Raw genomic sequence first — 15139 nt, 5'->3', positions numbered from 1 at the left:
CCCCGCAGACGCCTCGCGCCACTCCGTCACGTTCGCGGGCCTGGGAGGCCCTCGTGCTCTCGTAGCCTGAGGGCATGCCAGATGGACCCGTCCGCACACGTGACGAGGTCGTCAAGGCCCTGCGGGACACCGTCGGCGTCGGGATGGGCTACCTGCCGCTCGGTGCGGCGTTCGGAGTCCTGCTCGTCACCTCCGGGCTGGAGTGGTGGTGGGCACCGGTCTTCTCGGTGGTCATCTACGCCGGCTCAATGGAGTTCCTCGCCATCAGCCTGGTGACGGGCGGCGTCGGGCTCGTCCAGGTCGCGGCCACGACGTTCTTCGTCAACTTCAGGCATGTCTTCTACGGCCTGTCCTTCCCGCTGCGGAAGATCCGGTCGGCCCCAGGCCGGCTGTACGGCGTGCACGCCCTGACGGACGAGGCGTACGCCCTGCTGGCGACCCGGCCGCACGCTCAGCTGACCGGCCCGCGCGTCCTCGGCACCGAGATCTTCTGCCAGATGTACTGGGTGACCGGATCCACCGTGGGCGCGCTCCTCGGCCACGGCGTCGGCCTCGACGTCGAGGGCCTCGGTTTCGCGCTCACCGCCCTGTTCGTCGTGCTGACCATCGACGCCTACCGTGCCGCACCGGACCGCACCTCGCTGCTGATCGCCCTCGGCTGCGCGGTCCTGGCCCTCGTGGTGGCGCCGGGGGCCATGCTGGTCCTCGCACTCGGCGCCTTCGTGATCGTGCTGGTGGCCCGGCTCGCAGTGAGGAGGAGCCGCCGTGCCTGAGTGGCGGATCCTCCTGACGCTCCTGGTGATCTTCGCCGTGACCTACGCGCTCCGGCTGGCGCCGTTCGTCGCCCTGCGGCGGGTGCAGGACTCCGCCGTCGTCGACTACCTGGCACGGTCCATGCCGCTCGGAGTCATGGCCATCCTCGTGGTCTACACGCTCGCGGAGGTCGACCTCACCGCCGCCCCGCACGGCGTGCCGGAGCTGGTCGGCGTGGCGGTCACCGCGGGCCTGCACCTGTGGCGCCGCAACGCCCTGCTGAGCATCATCGGCGGCACCGCGGCCTACATCGCGACACAGTCGCTCATGTGACGGCGGCCGGTGACGGTAACGTCGCGGAGCGTGGTCGCCGACTCGAGCAGTGTGCTGGTCCCAGGTCCGTGGCAGCACCGCGACGTCGCCGCCAACGGTGCGCAGTTCCACGTCGCCACTGCCGGTGACCTCGAGCCACGACGGCCCCTGGTCGTCCTGCTGCACGCGTTCCCGCAGTTCTGGTGGGCGTGGCGGCACCAGATTCCCCGGTTGGCGGAGGCGGGCTACGCGGTGGTCGCGATGGACCTGCGCGGGTTCGCCGGGAGTGACAAGCCTCCGCACCATCACGAGACGGACGTCCTGGCACGGGACGTCGCCGGCGTCGTCCGGTCGCTCGGATTCGGCGAGGCCGTAGTGGTCGGCCACGGGTTCGGCGGGACCGTGGCGTGGTCGATGCCGCACGTCGCGCCGTCGCTGACCCGCGCCGTCGCCGTGCTCGCGAACCCCCATCCGGTGCCGCTGCACCGGCTCCGCACACCGGTCCCCCCGCGGGCGCTGGCCATGTTGCTGCGCTTCCAGGTGCCGTGGTTCCCGGAACGGGCGATCCGGACCGGTGACCTGGTGCGGCGGCTGCTGGTGGCCTGGTCGGCACCCGGCAACGACGGCGCGTTCGCCGAGGCCGTCCGCTACACGGACGCGCTGGCGCTGCCGTTCGCCGCGCACTCCACGATGGAGCACTTCCGCTGGCTGCTCCGCTCGACGCCGCGACCCGACGGCCGCCGCTACCTCGAGCAGGTGAGTGCCCCGGTCACGGTGCCGACCCTGACGGTCCGCGGTGCGCTCGACCCGTTGTGGCCGGCCTGGTCCTTCCGGCACGACGCCGGCTTCGTCACCGGTCCGTTCCGGACCGAGACGATCGACGGCGCCGGGCACTTCCTGCCCGAGGAAGCTCCCGACGCAGTCACCGAGCTTCTCGTGGACTTCCTCGGAGAGATCTGCCTCTGACGGTCTCAGGCCGTCACGAGCGCGCGGGCCTTCTCCGGGTCCGTCTCGCCCTCGCCGTAGGACGGGCACAGCCCGGCCAGCACGCACGCACCACAGGCGGGCCTGCGCGAGTGGCACACCCGACGGCCGTGGAAGATGAGCCGGTGGCACGCCATCGTCCACTCCTCGGGCGGCAGCAGCGCGGCGATGTCCTTCTCGACCTTGACCGCGTCCTTCTCCCGGCTCCACGCGAGGCGCCGGGCGAGACGGCCGACGTGCGTGTCGACCGTGATGCCCGGGATGCCGAACGCGTTGCCGAGGACGACGTTCGCGGTCTTCCGGCCGACGCCGGGCAGCCTCACGAGCTCCTCCAGCGTGTCCGGCACCTCGCCGGCATGGTCGGCCACCAGGGCGGCGGCCAGGCCCTGGAGGGACGCCGCCTTGGCACGGAAGAAGCCGAGTGGACGCAGGATCTCCTCGAGGTCCTCGCGCCTGGCCGCGGCGTACGCGGCGGCGTCGGGGTAGGCCGCGAAGAGCGCGGGCGTCACCTGGTTCACACGCTTGTCTGTGGTCTGCGCGGACAGCACGGTTGCCACGAGCAGCTCGAGCGGGTTGGTGAAATCGAGCTCGCACCGAGCGTCCGGCCACTCCTCGGCAAGCAGCGCATCGACGGCGAGAGCCTGCTCCTTGGCGGCCTTCTTCGAGCGTGGTCGCGGTGGCCTGCGCCGGGTGGTCGACGTGCGGGCGCCGGAGGCACGTGCGGTCATGGGTCGAGACTAGATCGACCCGCCCACACCCGAAGACATGTGCCCTCCGTCACAGGTGATGGCAGGATGGGGGCCGTCGCGACCCCGGGGCGGGCGCGGGAAAGACGATCGATGGGACCTGAGGTGGAACAGAACGTCATCGGAAGCGTGCCGCTCTTCGACGCGCTGGACGAGCAGGACCAGGCAGGGCTGCGGTCCCTCATGACCGAGACGACCCTTCGTCGCGGAGAGACCCTGTTCAACGAGGGCGACCCCGGTGACCGGCTCTACATCATCGTCGACGGCAAGCTGAAGCTCGGGCACACGGCGTCGGACGGCCGGGAGAACCTGCTCGCCGTGCTCGGGCCGAGCGAGCTGGTCGGCGAGCTCACGCTCTTCGACCCGGGCCCTCGCTCCACGACGGCGACCGCGGTCGCGCCGAGCCGGCTGCTCACCCTCGAGCACTCCGCGCTCATGTCGTTCCTCGAGACCCGGCCCGAGCTGGCCAAGCACATGCTTCGGGCACTCGCCCGCCGGCTCCGGCGAACCAACGAGTCGCTCGCCGACCTCGTCTTCTCCGACGTCCCCGGCCGGGTGGCGAAGGCCCTGCTCGACCTGGCCGACCGCTTCGGCCGGACGACCGACCAGGGCGTCCACGTCCCGCACGACCTCACCCAGGAGGAGCTCGCGCAGCTCGTCGGCGCCTCCCGGGAGACGGTCAACAAGTCGTTGGCCGAGTTCGTCTCCCGCGGCTGGATCCGCCTGGAGGGCCGGGCGGTGCTGCTGATCGAGGTGGACCGCCTCCGCCGCCGGGCCCGCTGACCCGTCCCACGCGCCACCCTCCCGCACAAGTGTGACGAGTCGGCGACCGGTCAGGAGACGGCGACGACGATCTCGATCTCCACCGGCGCGTCGAGCGGCAGGACGGCGACGCCGACCGCGCTGCGCGCGTGCCGTCCGCCGTCTCCGAACACGCTGCCGAGCAGCTCGGAGGCACCGTCCACGACGGCCGGCTGGCCACCGAAACCCGGCTCCGAGGCGACGAAGCCGGTCACCTTGACCACGGCGGTGATCGCGTCGATGCCGCCGGCCTCGGCGGCGACCGCGGCGACGGCGTTGAGGGCGCACGTCCGCGCAGCGTCGCGCGCGACGTCCCCGCTCACCGCGCCGGGCGAGGTCCCGACCTTGCCCGTGACGCCGAGAGCGCCGTCGACCATCGGGAGCTGGCCCGAGCTGAAGACGAGGTCGCCGTGCCGCACGGCCGGCACGTAGGACGCGACCGGCGCTGGCACCGCGGGCAGCACGAGGCCCAGCTCGGCCAGCCGCGCCGAGGGGCTACTCACCGGCGCCCTTCGGCCGCTTGAGATAGGCCACGAGATTGTTGGAGCCTTGCGGCCCGGGCACGACCTGCACCAGCTCCCAGCCGTCCTCGCCCCACTGGTCGAGGATGCCCTTGGTGTTGTGGATCAGCAGGGGGATGGTGGCGTACTCCCACTTTGTCATGCGCTCATCCTAGGAGGCTGCCCCTCCCCGCCGTCAGGCGGTCCGCGCCTCCTCGAGCCGCGCCCGTTGCTGGGCCCGCATGCGGGCGATGACCCGTGGCGGCCGGTCGGCCTGCAGCTCGTCCACGAGCTCGTCGTCGGCCTCGCGGAGCCACTCGGCCCAGTTGGTCACGTGCGGATACTGCCGCAGCACGGCCCGGCGCTCCCGTTCGGTCAGCCCGCCCCAGACCCCGAAGGCGGTGTGGGAGGTCAGTGCATCGGCCAGGCAGTCCAGTCGCACCGGACAGGAGAAGCAGAGCTCGCGCACCTCGCGCTGCGCGGCTCCCTGCACGAAGAGCCTGTCCGGCTCGCAACCCGCGCAGGCGGCGCGGGACGCCCAGGTCTGGTCGTCGTCGACGGGCATCAGGTCCCTCCTCGCCGGGCCCCGGCGGGCCCGGACCCTCGTGCTGCTGCTCGCGACGTTAGGGCGCGAGTTGAACCGCAGGGAAGGGTCGTGACCCAGACGTGACCAAGACGTGACCGAACCGCCATCAACCGGTCGGATACAGGGCCCTCAGCCACCCGCGAACCCGTGTGGAACCCGCCACGCCTCGCCCCGTTCCCCTCCGTCCGTTGCGTACCCTGGGCTGCATGTCGTCTCCGTCGTCAGCGTCCGGGCGCGCCGTCCGGCCGGCACAGCTGCTGGTCATGCTGCTCGCCTTCGTCCTGGTCTCCGGGCTCGGCGGTGTGCTCGCGGCCGGCCTGGTCATGCCGGCGGTGGGTGCCGTCGGTGCGGTGAGCCAGTCGACCGAGGACATGTTCCAGGACCTGCCGAGCGAGCTGGCCGTGCCGGAACCGTCCCAGAGCAGCCAGATCGTCGCCGCCGACGGGTCCCTGCTCGCCACCATCTACGCGGACAACCGCGTCGTCGTCCAGATCGACGAGATCGCCCCGGCCATGCGCGACGCCGTGGTGGCGATCGAGGACCGGCGATTCTACGAGCACCGTGGCGTGGACCCCGAGGGCATCATGCGGGCGTTCGTCAACAACATCACGGGCGGTGCCACGGAGGGCGCCTCCACCCTGACGCAGCAGTACGTGAAGAACATGCTCATCGAGCAGGGACGGCTCAGCGGTGACGAGCAGCTGATCCAGCAGGCCACCGAGACGACGCTGGGCCGCAAGCTCGAGGAGGCCCGCCTGGCGATCACGATCGAGCAGCAGTACACGAAGGACCAGATCCTCGAGGGCTACCTGAACATCGCGCAGTTCGGCCCGTCGCAGTACGGCGTCGAGGTCGCGGCCCAGTACTACTTCTCCAAGTCGGCCGCGGACCTGAGCGTCGCGGAGGGTGCGCTGCTGGCGGGGATCACCCAGTCGCCGGCCCGGCACGACCCCGTGGAGAACCCGGAGAATGCCAAGGCGCGCCGCGACCTCGTCCTCAGCGCCATGCACAACCAGGGGTACATCACCCAGGAGGAGTACGACGAGGCGAGGGCCACGACGATCGAGGAGATGCTGAACGTCTCCCCCACGCCCAACGGCTGTGCGGCGGCAGGCATCTCGGCCTATTTCTGTGAGTACGTGGTGGATGAGCTCCTCCTGTCCGAGGAGTGGGGATCCTCGCGCGAGGACCGGCAGCAGCAGCTGTACCGCGGCGGGCTGGTCATCCACACCACGCTCCAGCCGGAGCGGCAGCAGGCCGCCCAGGACGCCGTGACCGGGGCCGTGCCGATCAACGACGAGTCCGGCATCAAGATGGCGCTGAACGCCGTCGAGCCCGGAACCGGCTACATCCGCTCGATGGTCCAGAACACCAACTGGGGCAACCCGAGCGAGGACGATCCGAACGCCACCACCGTCAACCTCAACGTCGGCCGGAGCCACGGCGGGGGCAGCGGCTTCCAGTCAGGCTCGTCCTTCAAGGTCTTCACGTTGATCGAGTGGCTCAAGCAGGGTCACTCGCTGATGGACACCGTCAACTCCTCGAACGACTACTTCCCGGCCTCGTCCTGGAACATCCCGTGCGGCCGCTACGAGGACACGTACGAGCCGAACAACCTCGAGGGCATCGGCGGCGGCTACATGACCGTCCAGGAGGCCACCCGGCAGTCCGTGAACCTCACGTTCGTCGAGATGGCCAACCAGATGAACATGTGCAACATCGTCGAGAACGCTGAGCGCATGGGCATCCAGACCGGCACCGGCGACCCGCTCACGCCCAACCCGGCGGCGGTCCTCGGTTCGAACACCATCACCCCGCTGAGCCAGTCGGTCGCGTTCGCCACGCTGGCGAACCAGGGCGAACGCTGCGACCCGCGGGCCATCACCCACATCACCGACCGGTCGGGCGACGAGATCGCGTCCTTCGACCCCTCGTGCGAGCAGGTTCTCGAGCCCGACGTCGTGAACGGGGTGAACCACGCCCTCCAGGAGGTGGTCACACCCCCGACCGACTCGACCGGTTACCAGGCGGTTCTGCCGGACGGGCGGCCGGCCGCCGGCAAGACCGGGACGGCGAACGACGACTCGGCCGCCTGGTTCGTGGGCTACACGCCGCAGCTCTCGGCCGCCATCTGGATGGGCTTCCAGGAGGGCACGCGGTCGATGTTCGACTCGACCATCGACGGTGAGTACCACGAGCTCGTCTACGGCGGCGCCATCCCCGCCCCCACGTGGCGCGCGTACATGGAGCGCGCCCTGGAGGGCGAGGAGCACCGGAACTTCCCCGAGGCCGGGACCGACGAGATCTACGGCGAGCAGGTCCCGATCCCCTATGTCGCGGGCATGAGCATCGACGAGGCGACGGCCACGCTGGAGGACATGGGCTTCGAGGTGAGCGTTGGTGATCCGATCTACGCGAACGTGACGCCCGGCTACGCCGCCGGGACCACTCCCTACGGCACCGTCTCTGCCGGCTCCAACGTCACCATCCTGCCCAGCCTGGGTCCCGCGCCCGCGCCCGAGCCCGAGCCGGAGCCGGACGACGACGACAACGGCGGTGGCGGCAACGGCGGCGGCGGCAACGGCGGCGGCGGCGGCGGCAACGGCGGCGGCGGCAACGGCGGCGGCGGCAACGGCGGCGGCGGCAACGGCGGCGGCGGCGGCCACGGCGGCAACGGCGGCGGCGGCTTCGGTGGCGGTCCCAACAACTCGTGGCCCGGCTGGGGCGGTGGCTCCGGCTGGGGCGGTTGGGGCAACGGCTGAGCGCCGTCGGCCTGCGGCGCCTCGGCGCCGGCCTCGCCCTCGCGGCAGCCGGAGGGCTCGGGTGGGCGCTGACCGAGGCGACCCGTTACACCCTGCGGCGCCATACCGTCCCGGTGCTGCCCGCAGGTGCGGCACCGATCCGACTGCTGCACCTGTCCGACCTTCACCTCGTGCCCAGCCAGCGGGACAAGGTCGCCTGGGTCCGTGACCTCGCCGCAGAGGAGCCCGACCTGGTCGTGACGACCGGCGACAACATGGCTCACCGGCTCGCGGTGCCGTCCGTGCTGGAGGCGTACGCGCCGTTCCTCGACGGTCCCGGCGCCTTCGTCTTCGGCTCGAACGACTACTACGCGCCCGAGCCGAAGAACCCGATCCGGTACTTCTTTCCCGACGCCGAGAAGCGCGTGCCCGACGAGCGGCTGCCCTCGGGCGAGCTCGCTGCGGCGCTCTCCCGTGCCGGCTGGGTGGACCTGAACAACCGCCGGGACCGCGTCACCGTCGGCGACGCCCAGCTCTCCCTCGTCGGCGTCGACGACCCGCACCTCGACCTCGACGTCTTCCCGGACGCCGACGACGACGACCGTGCGGTGCTGCACCTCGGTGTCGCCCACGCGCCGTACCGCCGCGTGCTCGACGCCATGCACGACGACGGTGCCGACCTCATCCTCGCGGGCCATACCCACGGGGGCCAGCTGTGCGTTCCCGGGTTCGGTGCTCTCGTGACGAACTGCGACCTCGACCGCCGCCGCGCCTCCGGTCTGCACGGTTGGCCGGACTCGCGACCTGGCACCGTGGGAGGCGAGCACTCCGTCTGGCTGAACGTCTCGGCCGGGCTCGGCACCAGCCCCTACACCCCCGTGCGCTTCGCCTGCCCGCCGGAGGCCAGCCTGCTCACCCTGGTACCTCGCCAGGGCTGAGGGCCTGCGAGGTCGGGCCGCCTCGGTGGCTGCGTCGACGGGTCCTGCGTGGCATGTGTCTCAAACACCGGCAGGCGGCTCGATCGCGTTTCACGGCAGCGTGCCCGCTCGGCTATCCTGGACCGGCTGATCGGTTGGCGACGAGCCCGAGGCGGAGCGTGGGTCCGAGGAACGAGGACCCACCGGAGGCGGAGGGCGAGGAGCCGCCGGTCCCACCTCGGGGTGTGGCGCAGCTTGGTAGCGCGCTTCGTTCGGGACGAAGAGGTCGTGGGTTCAAATCCCGCCACCCCGACAACCGGCCCGGGTCCTCCACGTGAGGGCCCGGGCCGTCGTCGTGCCGCCCGACCTCCACCAGATGCGACGGCCGTGACAGGCTGCCAGCATGTGAGCGCCGATCTCGACGAGGAGATGCACAATGCCACGCACAGCACGTCCCACGCTCCTCCCCCTGGTGCCCGCCCACGGGGGCGGCAGGGCGGCGATGACCTGCCGGTACCGATGCGGCGACGCCTGCTTCCATGCCGCCCCCAACACGTCTGCGAACCCGTACTTCGGCGACGTATTGACCGAGGCACTCTCCCGACGCTCCGTGCTGAGGGCCGGAGCGGTCGTCGCGCTCGCGACTGGTGCGGCCGCGACGCAGGCGGGACCCGCTGCGGCGGGTCCGCCACCGCACGCTCCCGGAGGACCCGCCGTCGGGCTGCGTTTCGAGCCGATCTCCCAGCAGACCGGGGATCGCGTCACCGTCCCGCCGGGGTACCTGCACGACGTCCTCGTCCGGTGGGGCGACCCGCTGTTCTCCGACGCGCCGGAGTTCGACCCGGAGAACCAGACGGCCGCCGCGCAGGCCCGCCAGTTCGGCTACAACAACGATCACCTGGGCCTGCTGCCGCTGGGGCACCACCGCGACGACCACGTCCTGGTGGTCAACCACGAGTACACCAACGAAGAGATCATGTTCCCCGCGTACGATCCGGAGAACCCCACCCGCCAGCAGGTCGAGGTCGCCTGGGCGGCGCACGGCCTGACCGTCGTGGCCGTCACCGGTTCCCGCCGGGGCCGCCGCTCGGGCGCGCTCGACGTGGTCGTCGACCATGAGCTGAATCGCAGGCTGCCGCTGACCGCAGCCTTCGAGCTCACCGGACCGGCCGCCGGGTCCGAGTACGTCCGCACCCACGCGGACCCGGACGGGCGGACCGTGCTCGGCACCCTCAACAACTGCGCCGGCGGCCTCACCCCCTGGGGCACCTGGCTGACCGGCGAGGAGAACTTCCACCAGTACTTCGCACACGCCGAGGCCGTCACCGACGAGGTCGCCCGGGAGCGCCTCGCCCGCTACGGCGTGCTCGACGGGGAGTCGGAGCGCAAGTGGGAGCGCTTCGACCCGCGCTGGGACCTCGCGCAGGAGCCCAACGAGGTCAACCGGTTCGGCTGGGTCGTCGAGGTCGATCCGTACGACCCGTCCTCGACGCCGAGGAAGCGCACGGCGCTCGGCCGCCTCAAGCACGAGGGCGCCACGATACGGCTCAGCGACGACGGCCGCGCCGTCGCCTACATGGGCGACGACGAACGCTTCGAGTACCTGTACAAGTTCGTCTCGCACGAGAGGTACCGCCGCGGCGACCGCGCGCACAACATGACGCTCCTGGAGAACGGCACGCTCTACGTCGCGCGTCTCACCGGGGACAGTCCTCCCGCGGAGATCGACGGCAGCGGCGCGTTGCCGGGCGACGGCGAGTTCGACGGCTCGGGCGAGTGGATCCCCCTGGTCTCCGGCACCACCTCGCACGTGCCGGGCATGACGCCCGAGGAGGTGCTGGTCTTCACCCGCCAGGCCGCGGACGCCATGGGTGCCACGAAGATGGACCGCCCGGAGGACGTCGAGCCCCACCCACGCACCGGCGTGGTCTACGCCGCCCTGACGAACAACACGGCGCGCACCCCGGAGCAGGCCGACGAGGCCAATCCGCGGGCCGAGAACAAGCACGGCCAGGTGCTCGAGCTGGCGGAGGAGCACGGTGACGCTGCTGCCGGCACCTTCGGCTGGCGGCTGCTCCTCGTGTGCGGCGATCCCGAGGACGAGAGCACCTACTTCGCCGGCTTCGACAAGTCCCAGGTCTCCCCCATCTCGTGCCCGGACAACGTGGCGTTCGACAGTCACGGCAACCTGTGGATCAGCACCGACGGCCAGCCCGGCAGCCTCGGCACCAACGACGCCCTCTACGGGGTCGCGGTCTCGGGTCGCAGACGGGGCGAGGTGCGCCAGTTCCTCGCGGTGCCGACCGGCGCGGAGACGTGCGGGCCGGTGATCACGGACCGGCGCGTCCTCGTCGCCGTGCAGCACCCCGGCGAGATCGACGGCGCGACGTACGAGGACCAGGCGTCGCACTGGCCGGACGGCGGGACGTCGGTGCCGCGGCCGTCCGTCGTCGTCACCTACCGCGCGGACGGGAGGCGGATCGGGCAGGCCTGAGACGCTCCTCGACGCCCCCACCGGCAAGTTCTCCTGGCGTTCACCTCCCCCCAGCCTCGCGGCCACCTGAGGTGCCTAGCGTGTGCGCGTCCATCCCCCTCCGAGGAGCGAAGATGCCGCCCAAGCCCCCTGCACGCCGCACGTTCCTTCCGCTGCTGCCCGGACACGGCGGTGGCCGGTCCGCGCTGACCTGCCGCTACCGCTGCGGCAACGCCTGCTTCCACGAGGTCCCCAACAGGTCGGGGAACCCGTACTTCGGGGACGTCGCGGCCGCCGCCTTCTCACGTCGCTCCGTCCTCAAGGCCGGCCTGGTCCTAGCCGCCACCGCCGGCACGAGCGCCGCCCTCGCCGACCGGGTCCTCGCCGCCACCGAGCCCCCGCCGTCGGGCGGTCCGGAAGGGCTGGTCTTCGAGCCGATCGACCAGCAGACCGGGGACGCCTTCGTGGTCCCCGACGGCTACGTCCCCCACATCGTCATCCGATGGGGTGACCCCCTGTTCTCCGACGCCGCCGAGTTCGACCCGGCCAACCAGACGGCGGAGGGCCAGGCCCGTCAGTTCGGCTACAACAACGACCACGTCGGCCTGTTCGAGCTCGAGGACGGCCAGTTCCTCATGGTCGTGAACCACGAGTACACCGACGAGACACTCATGTTCCCGGCGTACGACGCGGCCAGCCCGACGGAGGCCCAGGTCGCGACCGCGTGGGCGGCCCACGGCCTGTCGGTGGTCACCCTGCGGGGCGAGGACTCCGGCGCCCTGACCCCGGTCCTCGACGCGCCGCTCAACCGCCGGCTCACCGCGACCACGGAGTTCGAGCTCACCGGTCCGGCGGCAGGCTCGCAGCACCTGCAGACCTCGGCCGACCCGGAGGGCCGGACCGTCCTCGGCACCCTCAACAACTGTGCCGGCGGCCTGACGCCGTGGGGCACCTGGCTGACCGCCGAGGAGAACTTCAACCAGTACTTCGCCAACTCGTCGGCGGTCACGGACCCGACGGCGCAGGAGCGGCTTGTGCGCTACGGCGCGACCGAGGGGGCGTCCGAGCGGCTCTGGGAGACCTTCGACCCGCGGTTCGACCTCGCCCAGGAGCCGAACGAGATCAACCGGTTCGGGTGGATCGTCGAGGTCGACCCGTTCGACCCGTCCTCGACCCCCCGCAAGCGCACGGCTCTCGGACGTTTCAAGCACGAGGCCGCCACCATCAACATCGCGGAGGACGGCCGCGCGGTCGCCTACATGGGCGATGACGAGGTGTTCGACTACCTGTACAAGTTCGTCTCCGACGGCGTCTACGTCGAGGGCGACGACGCGAACAACGCCACGCTGCTGGACAGCGGGACGCTGTACGTCGCCCGGTTCACCGGGGACAGCCCGGCCGCCGAGATCGACGGCGTCGGCACGCTGCCGGAGGACGGTGAGTTCGACGGTTCGGGCGAGTGGATCCCGCTCGTCTCCGGCACCACCTCGCACGTGCCGGGCATGTCCGCCGAGGAGGTGCTCATCTTCACCCGTCAGGCGGGTGACGCGGTCGGCGCCACCCGCATGGACCGGCCCGAGGACGTCGAGCCCAGCCCCGCAACGGGACGCGTCTACGTGGCGTGCACCAACAACACCGACCGTGTCGAGGGCGAGGCGGAGGTCGACGAGGCCAACCCACGCTTCGACAACAAGGACGGTCACGTCATCGAGATCGTCGAGGAGAACGAGGACGCCGGCGCCACGGCCTTCGCCTGGCGGATCCTCCTGGTCTGCGGGTCGCCGGACGACCCGAGCACCTACTTCGCCGGCTTCGACAAGTCCCAGGTGTCCACCATCTCCTGCCCCGACAACCTGGCGTTCGACCCGGCGGGCAACCTGTGGATCAGCACCGACGGCCAGCCCGACTCCGTCGGCTGGAACGACGCGCTGTACCAGGTGCCGCTGGAGGGCGACCTGCGCGGCCAGGTGCGCCAGTTCCTGGCGGTGCCGACCGGGGCCGAGACGTGCGGCCCGGTCGTCACCGAGGACCGGGTCATCGTCGCGGTCCAACACCCCGGGGAGATCGACGGCGCAAGCTTCGAGAGCCCCGCGTCGAACTGGCCCGACGGCGGAAGCTCCGTCCCGCGCCCGTCCGTCGTCGTCACCGCGGCCCGGGCCGGCGAGGAGCCGACCGAGGGGCCCACCGAGGAACCGACCGACGGACCCACCGAGGAACCGACCGAGGGGCCCGCCCCGGGCGACGACTCCGGCGACCCGAACGAGCCGCCGAGCAGCCTGCCGGAGACTCGGTGAGCCACCCGCCGGCCGGCTGACCGGCCGTCACGCCGCCCGGGACCGTAGGGTCGAGCGGTGCCCATCCCGCCGTTCATCACCGCGCTCCGCGATCAGGTCGGCCACGACCTGCTGTGGCTGCCGGGGGTGACGGCAGTGGTGCTGGACGCCGCCGACCGGGTCCTCATGGTGCGCCGCGCCGACACCGGCTGGTGGGCACTGGTCAGCGGGATCCTGGAGCCGGGCGAGGAGCCGGCGGTCGGGCTGGTGCGGGAGATCGCGGAGGAGACCGCGGTCGAGGCCGAGGCGGTGGCCCTGACGTCCGTCCGCGCCGGTGCGCCCGTGACGCACGCGAACGGGGACCTGGCCCAGTACCTCGACCTGACGTTCCTGTGCCGGTACGTCGCGGGCGAGGCGCGTGTGGGGGACGACGAGTCCCTCGAGGTCGGGTGGTTCCCGCTCGACGCGTTGCCGGAGCCGCTCACCGCGACCTCGCGGGAACGGTTGCGGTGGGCGCTGGAGTATCGCGCGGACCCCTCGGCGGGTCCCGCGTTCGTCCGCTGACCCGGGCATCACGGCGCGCGGGCGGTGCCGTGAGCAGCCTCGGTGCCGCGGTCGGCCGGCGGCCGGACTGGCTCGGGCGGCCTGCGCCCGAGCCAGCCCCGCACCCGGACTAGCGCAGCGGCGTGGTGTCCCGGCTCGCGATGTGCTCAGGCCGGGCCGACGACGCGCCGAACGGCTCGGTCAGGGCGTTCTCCACGCTGTTGAACACCATGAAGATGTTCGAGCGCGGGAACGGCGTGATGTTGTTCCCGGAGCCGTGCATGATGTTCGAGTCGAACCACAGGGCCGACCCGGCGGGACCGGTGAACTGGTCGACGCCGAACTCCTCGGCCATCTGGGTGATGTCGTCCTCGCTCGGCACGCCGATCTTCTGCTCCTTGAGGGAGGAGGCGTGGTTGTTCTCCGGCGTCTCCCCCACGCACTGCACGTAGGTGCGGTGCGAGCCCGGCATGACCATGAGGCCCCCGTTGAAGGGGTAGTTCCGGGTCAGCGCGATGGAGCAGCTGACCGCGCGGGGCGCGGGCATGCCGTCCTCGGCGTGCCAGGTCTCGAAGTCCGAGTGCCAGTAGAACCCGGTGCCCTTGAACCCGGGCATGAAGTTGATCCGGGTCTGGTGCAGGTAGACGTCCGAGCCGAGCAGCTGGCGCGCCCGGTCCAGCAGCCGCGGGTCGCGGCTGAGGGCGTCCAGCTTCTCGCTGAGCTTCTGGACCTCGAACACCGAGCGGACCTCGCCCGAGACCTTCTCGGTGACCACGCGGTGGTCGCTCTTGAGGGACTCGTCGGAGGCGAGCCGGTTGAGCTCGGCGGTGTAGGCCTCGACCTCCTGGCCGGAGATGAAGTCCTCGAGGATCGTGAAGCCACGATCCTCGTGGGCCCGCAGAGCGGCGGCGTCGAACGGGCCGTCCTCCGCGGAGCCCCACACCGTCGGGTGCTCACGCTGGATCATCGCCCCCGGCCCGGACAGGCGGGTCGGATACAGATCGGTGGTCGGGTCGATCGTCGCGGTCATGAACTATCCCTTCTCCCGGGCAGGCCCGGGATCGTGACGTCACGCACGCGGCGAGTTCAGCTCGTCTCGGTCACCAGCGGGTAGACGCCGTTCTCGTCGTGCACCTCACGACCGGTGACCGGCGGGTTGAACACGCACACCGTGCGCATCTCGGTACGCGGCTCCACGCGGTGCTTGTCGTGGTCGTTCAGCAGGTAGAGCGAGCCGGGGCCCAGCTGGTGGGTCTCACCGGACGCCAGATCCGTGATCTGCCCCTCGCCCTCGACGACGAACACCGCCTCGATGTGGTTGGCGTACCAGAACTCGTTGACCGTCCCCGCGTACAGGGTGGTCTCGTGCACGGAGAACCCGACACCCTCCTTGGCGAGCACGATGCGCTTGCTGCGCCAGTTCTCGGTCTTGATGTCGTGCTCGGTGTCGGTGATCTCGTCGGTCGTGCGAACGATCATGCTCGTGGATGCCCTTTCTGGGGTATCGGTC

Annotated in this window: 15 protein-coding genes and 1 tRNA gene; 10 read left to right on the top strand and 6 right to left on the bottom strand. The window is 71.3% G+C overall.

Annotation, left to right across the window (positions count from 1 at the left end):
* The first annotated feature begins 74 nt into the window (after window positions 1–74).
* The 3 genes from ACFQQL_RS04815 to ACFQQL_RS04805 are packed head-to-tail and all read left to right on the top strand — an operon-like array spanning window position 75 to window position 2031.
* Complete coding sequence (locus ACFQQL_RS04815) at window positions 75–773, top strand: AzlC family ABC transporter permease (protein WP_382391791.1); 699 nt, start codon at window positions 75–77, stop codon at window positions 771–773.
* Entirely contained in the window at window positions 766–1086 is a 321-nt protein-coding gene (locus ACFQQL_RS04810; RefSeq protein ID WP_382391789.1) for a branched-chain amino acid transporter permease, read from the top strand. Before ACFQQL_RS04815 ends, ACFQQL_RS04810 begins: the two co-directional genes overlap by 8 nt.
* 30 nt (window positions 1087–1116) lie before the next feature.
* Entirely contained in the window at window positions 1117–2031 is a 915-nt protein-coding gene (locus ACFQQL_RS04805; RefSeq protein WP_382391787.1) for an alpha/beta fold hydrolase, read from the top strand.
* Window positions 2032–2036: 5 nt separating this feature from the next.
* On the opposite strand, the gene nth is transcribed toward ACFQQL_RS04805, so the two are convergent.
* Window positions 2037–2777 carry an endonuclease III gene (gene nth, locus ACFQQL_RS04800; RefSeq protein ID WP_382391785.1) on the bottom strand — a complete coding sequence of 247 codons (741 nt, stop codon included), beginning with the start codon at window positions 2775–2777 and terminating at the stop codon, window positions 2037–2039.
* A 111-nt stretch (window positions 2778–2888) separates the two neighbouring features.
* Here nth and ACFQQL_RS04795 point away from each other — a divergent pair, with 111 nt between their 5' ends.
* The gene (locus tag ACFQQL_RS04795; RefSeq protein WP_382391783.1) at window positions 2889–3578 is read left to right on the top strand and encodes a Crp/Fnr family transcriptional regulator; all 690 of its coding nucleotides are present in this window, start codon (window positions 2889–2891) and stop codon (window positions 3576–3578) included.
* A 50-nt stretch (window positions 3579–3628) separates the two neighbouring features.
* Here ACFQQL_RS04795 and ACFQQL_RS04790 read toward each other — a convergent pair whose 3' ends face one another.
* From ACFQQL_RS04790 to ACFQQL_RS04780, 3 genes are read right to left on the bottom strand one after another with little or no spacing between them, the layout of a single operon-like run.
* Window positions 3629–4099 (bottom strand): RidA family protein, encoded by a 471-nt coding sequence (locus tag ACFQQL_RS04790; protein WP_382391781.1) that lies wholly within the window; start codon window positions 4097–4099, stop codon window positions 3629–3631.
* Complete coding sequence (locus ACFQQL_RS04785) at window positions 4092–4259, bottom strand: DUF4177 domain-containing protein (RefSeq protein WP_382391779.1); 168 nt, start codon at window positions 4257–4259, stop codon at window positions 4092–4094. Before ACFQQL_RS04785 ends, ACFQQL_RS04790 begins: the two co-directional genes overlap by 8 nt.
* Window positions 4260–4292: 33 nt before the next feature.
* Window positions 4293–4661 carry a WhiB family transcriptional regulator gene (locus ACFQQL_RS04780; protein ID WP_382391777.1) on the bottom strand — a complete coding sequence of 123 codons (369 nt, stop codon included), beginning with the start codon at window positions 4659–4661 and terminating at the stop codon, window positions 4293–4295.
* Window positions 4662–4888: 227 nt separating this feature from the next.
* Here ACFQQL_RS04780 and ACFQQL_RS04775 point away from each other — a divergent pair, with 227 nt between their 5' ends.
* From ACFQQL_RS04775 to ACFQQL_RS04750, 6 genes are all read left to right on the top strand, one after another.
* A complete protein-coding gene (locus tag ACFQQL_RS04775; protein WP_382391775.1) occupies window positions 4889–7444 on the top strand; it encodes a transglycosylase domain-containing protein in 2556 nt (851 codons plus the stop codon).
* Complete coding sequence (locus ACFQQL_RS04770; RefSeq protein ID WP_382393786.1) at window positions 7441–8361, top strand: metallophosphoesterase; 921 nt, start codon at window positions 7441–7443, stop codon at window positions 8359–8361. The genes ACFQQL_RS04775 and ACFQQL_RS04770 overlap by 4 nt, the downstream gene beginning before the upstream one ends.
* A 218-nt stretch (window positions 8362–8579) precedes the next feature.
* Window positions 8580–8653: transfer RNA gene (locus tag ACFQQL_RS04765), tRNA-Pro, on the top strand.
* 123 nt (window positions 8654–8776) lie between these two features.
* Entirely contained in the window at window positions 8777–10834 is a 2058-nt protein-coding gene (locus ACFQQL_RS04760) for a PhoX family protein (protein WP_382391773.1), read from the top strand.
* 113 nt (window positions 10835–10947) lie between these two features.
* On the top strand, window positions 10948–13107 hold the full coding sequence (locus tag ACFQQL_RS04755; protein ID WP_382391771.1) for a PhoX family protein: 2160 nt from the start codon (window positions 10948–10950) through the stop codon (window positions 13105–13107).
* 57 nt (window positions 13108–13164) lie between these two features.
* Window positions 13165–13650: an NUDIX hydrolase gene (locus tag ACFQQL_RS04750; RefSeq protein ID WP_382391769.1), complete on the top strand. Its 486-nt coding sequence runs from the start codon at window positions 13165–13167 to the stop codon at window positions 13648–13650.
* Window positions 13651–13759: 109 nt separating this feature from the next.
* On the opposite strand, the gene thpD is transcribed toward ACFQQL_RS04750, so the two are convergent.
* Window positions 13760–14659, bottom strand: a complete 900-nt coding sequence (gene thpD, locus ACFQQL_RS04745) for an ectoine hydroxylase (RefSeq protein ID WP_382391767.1) — start codon at window positions 14657–14659, stop codon at window positions 13760–13762.
* A gap of 56 nt (window positions 14660–14715) precedes the next feature.
* Window positions 14716–15108, bottom strand: coding sequence for an ectoine synthase (locus ACFQQL_RS04740; protein WP_382391765.1), 393 nt, complete (start codon window positions 15106–15108; stop codon window positions 14716–14718).
* Window positions 15109–15139 lie beyond the last annotated feature (31 nt).

Source organism: Georgenia alba, from assembly GCF_042665525.1.
In the GTDB taxonomy this organism is placed as follows: domain Bacteria; phylum Actinomycetota; class Actinomycetes; order Actinomycetales; family Actinomycetaceae; genus Allobogoriella; species Allobogoriella alba.
This window is presented reverse-complemented; position numbering and strand designations above follow the sequence as displayed.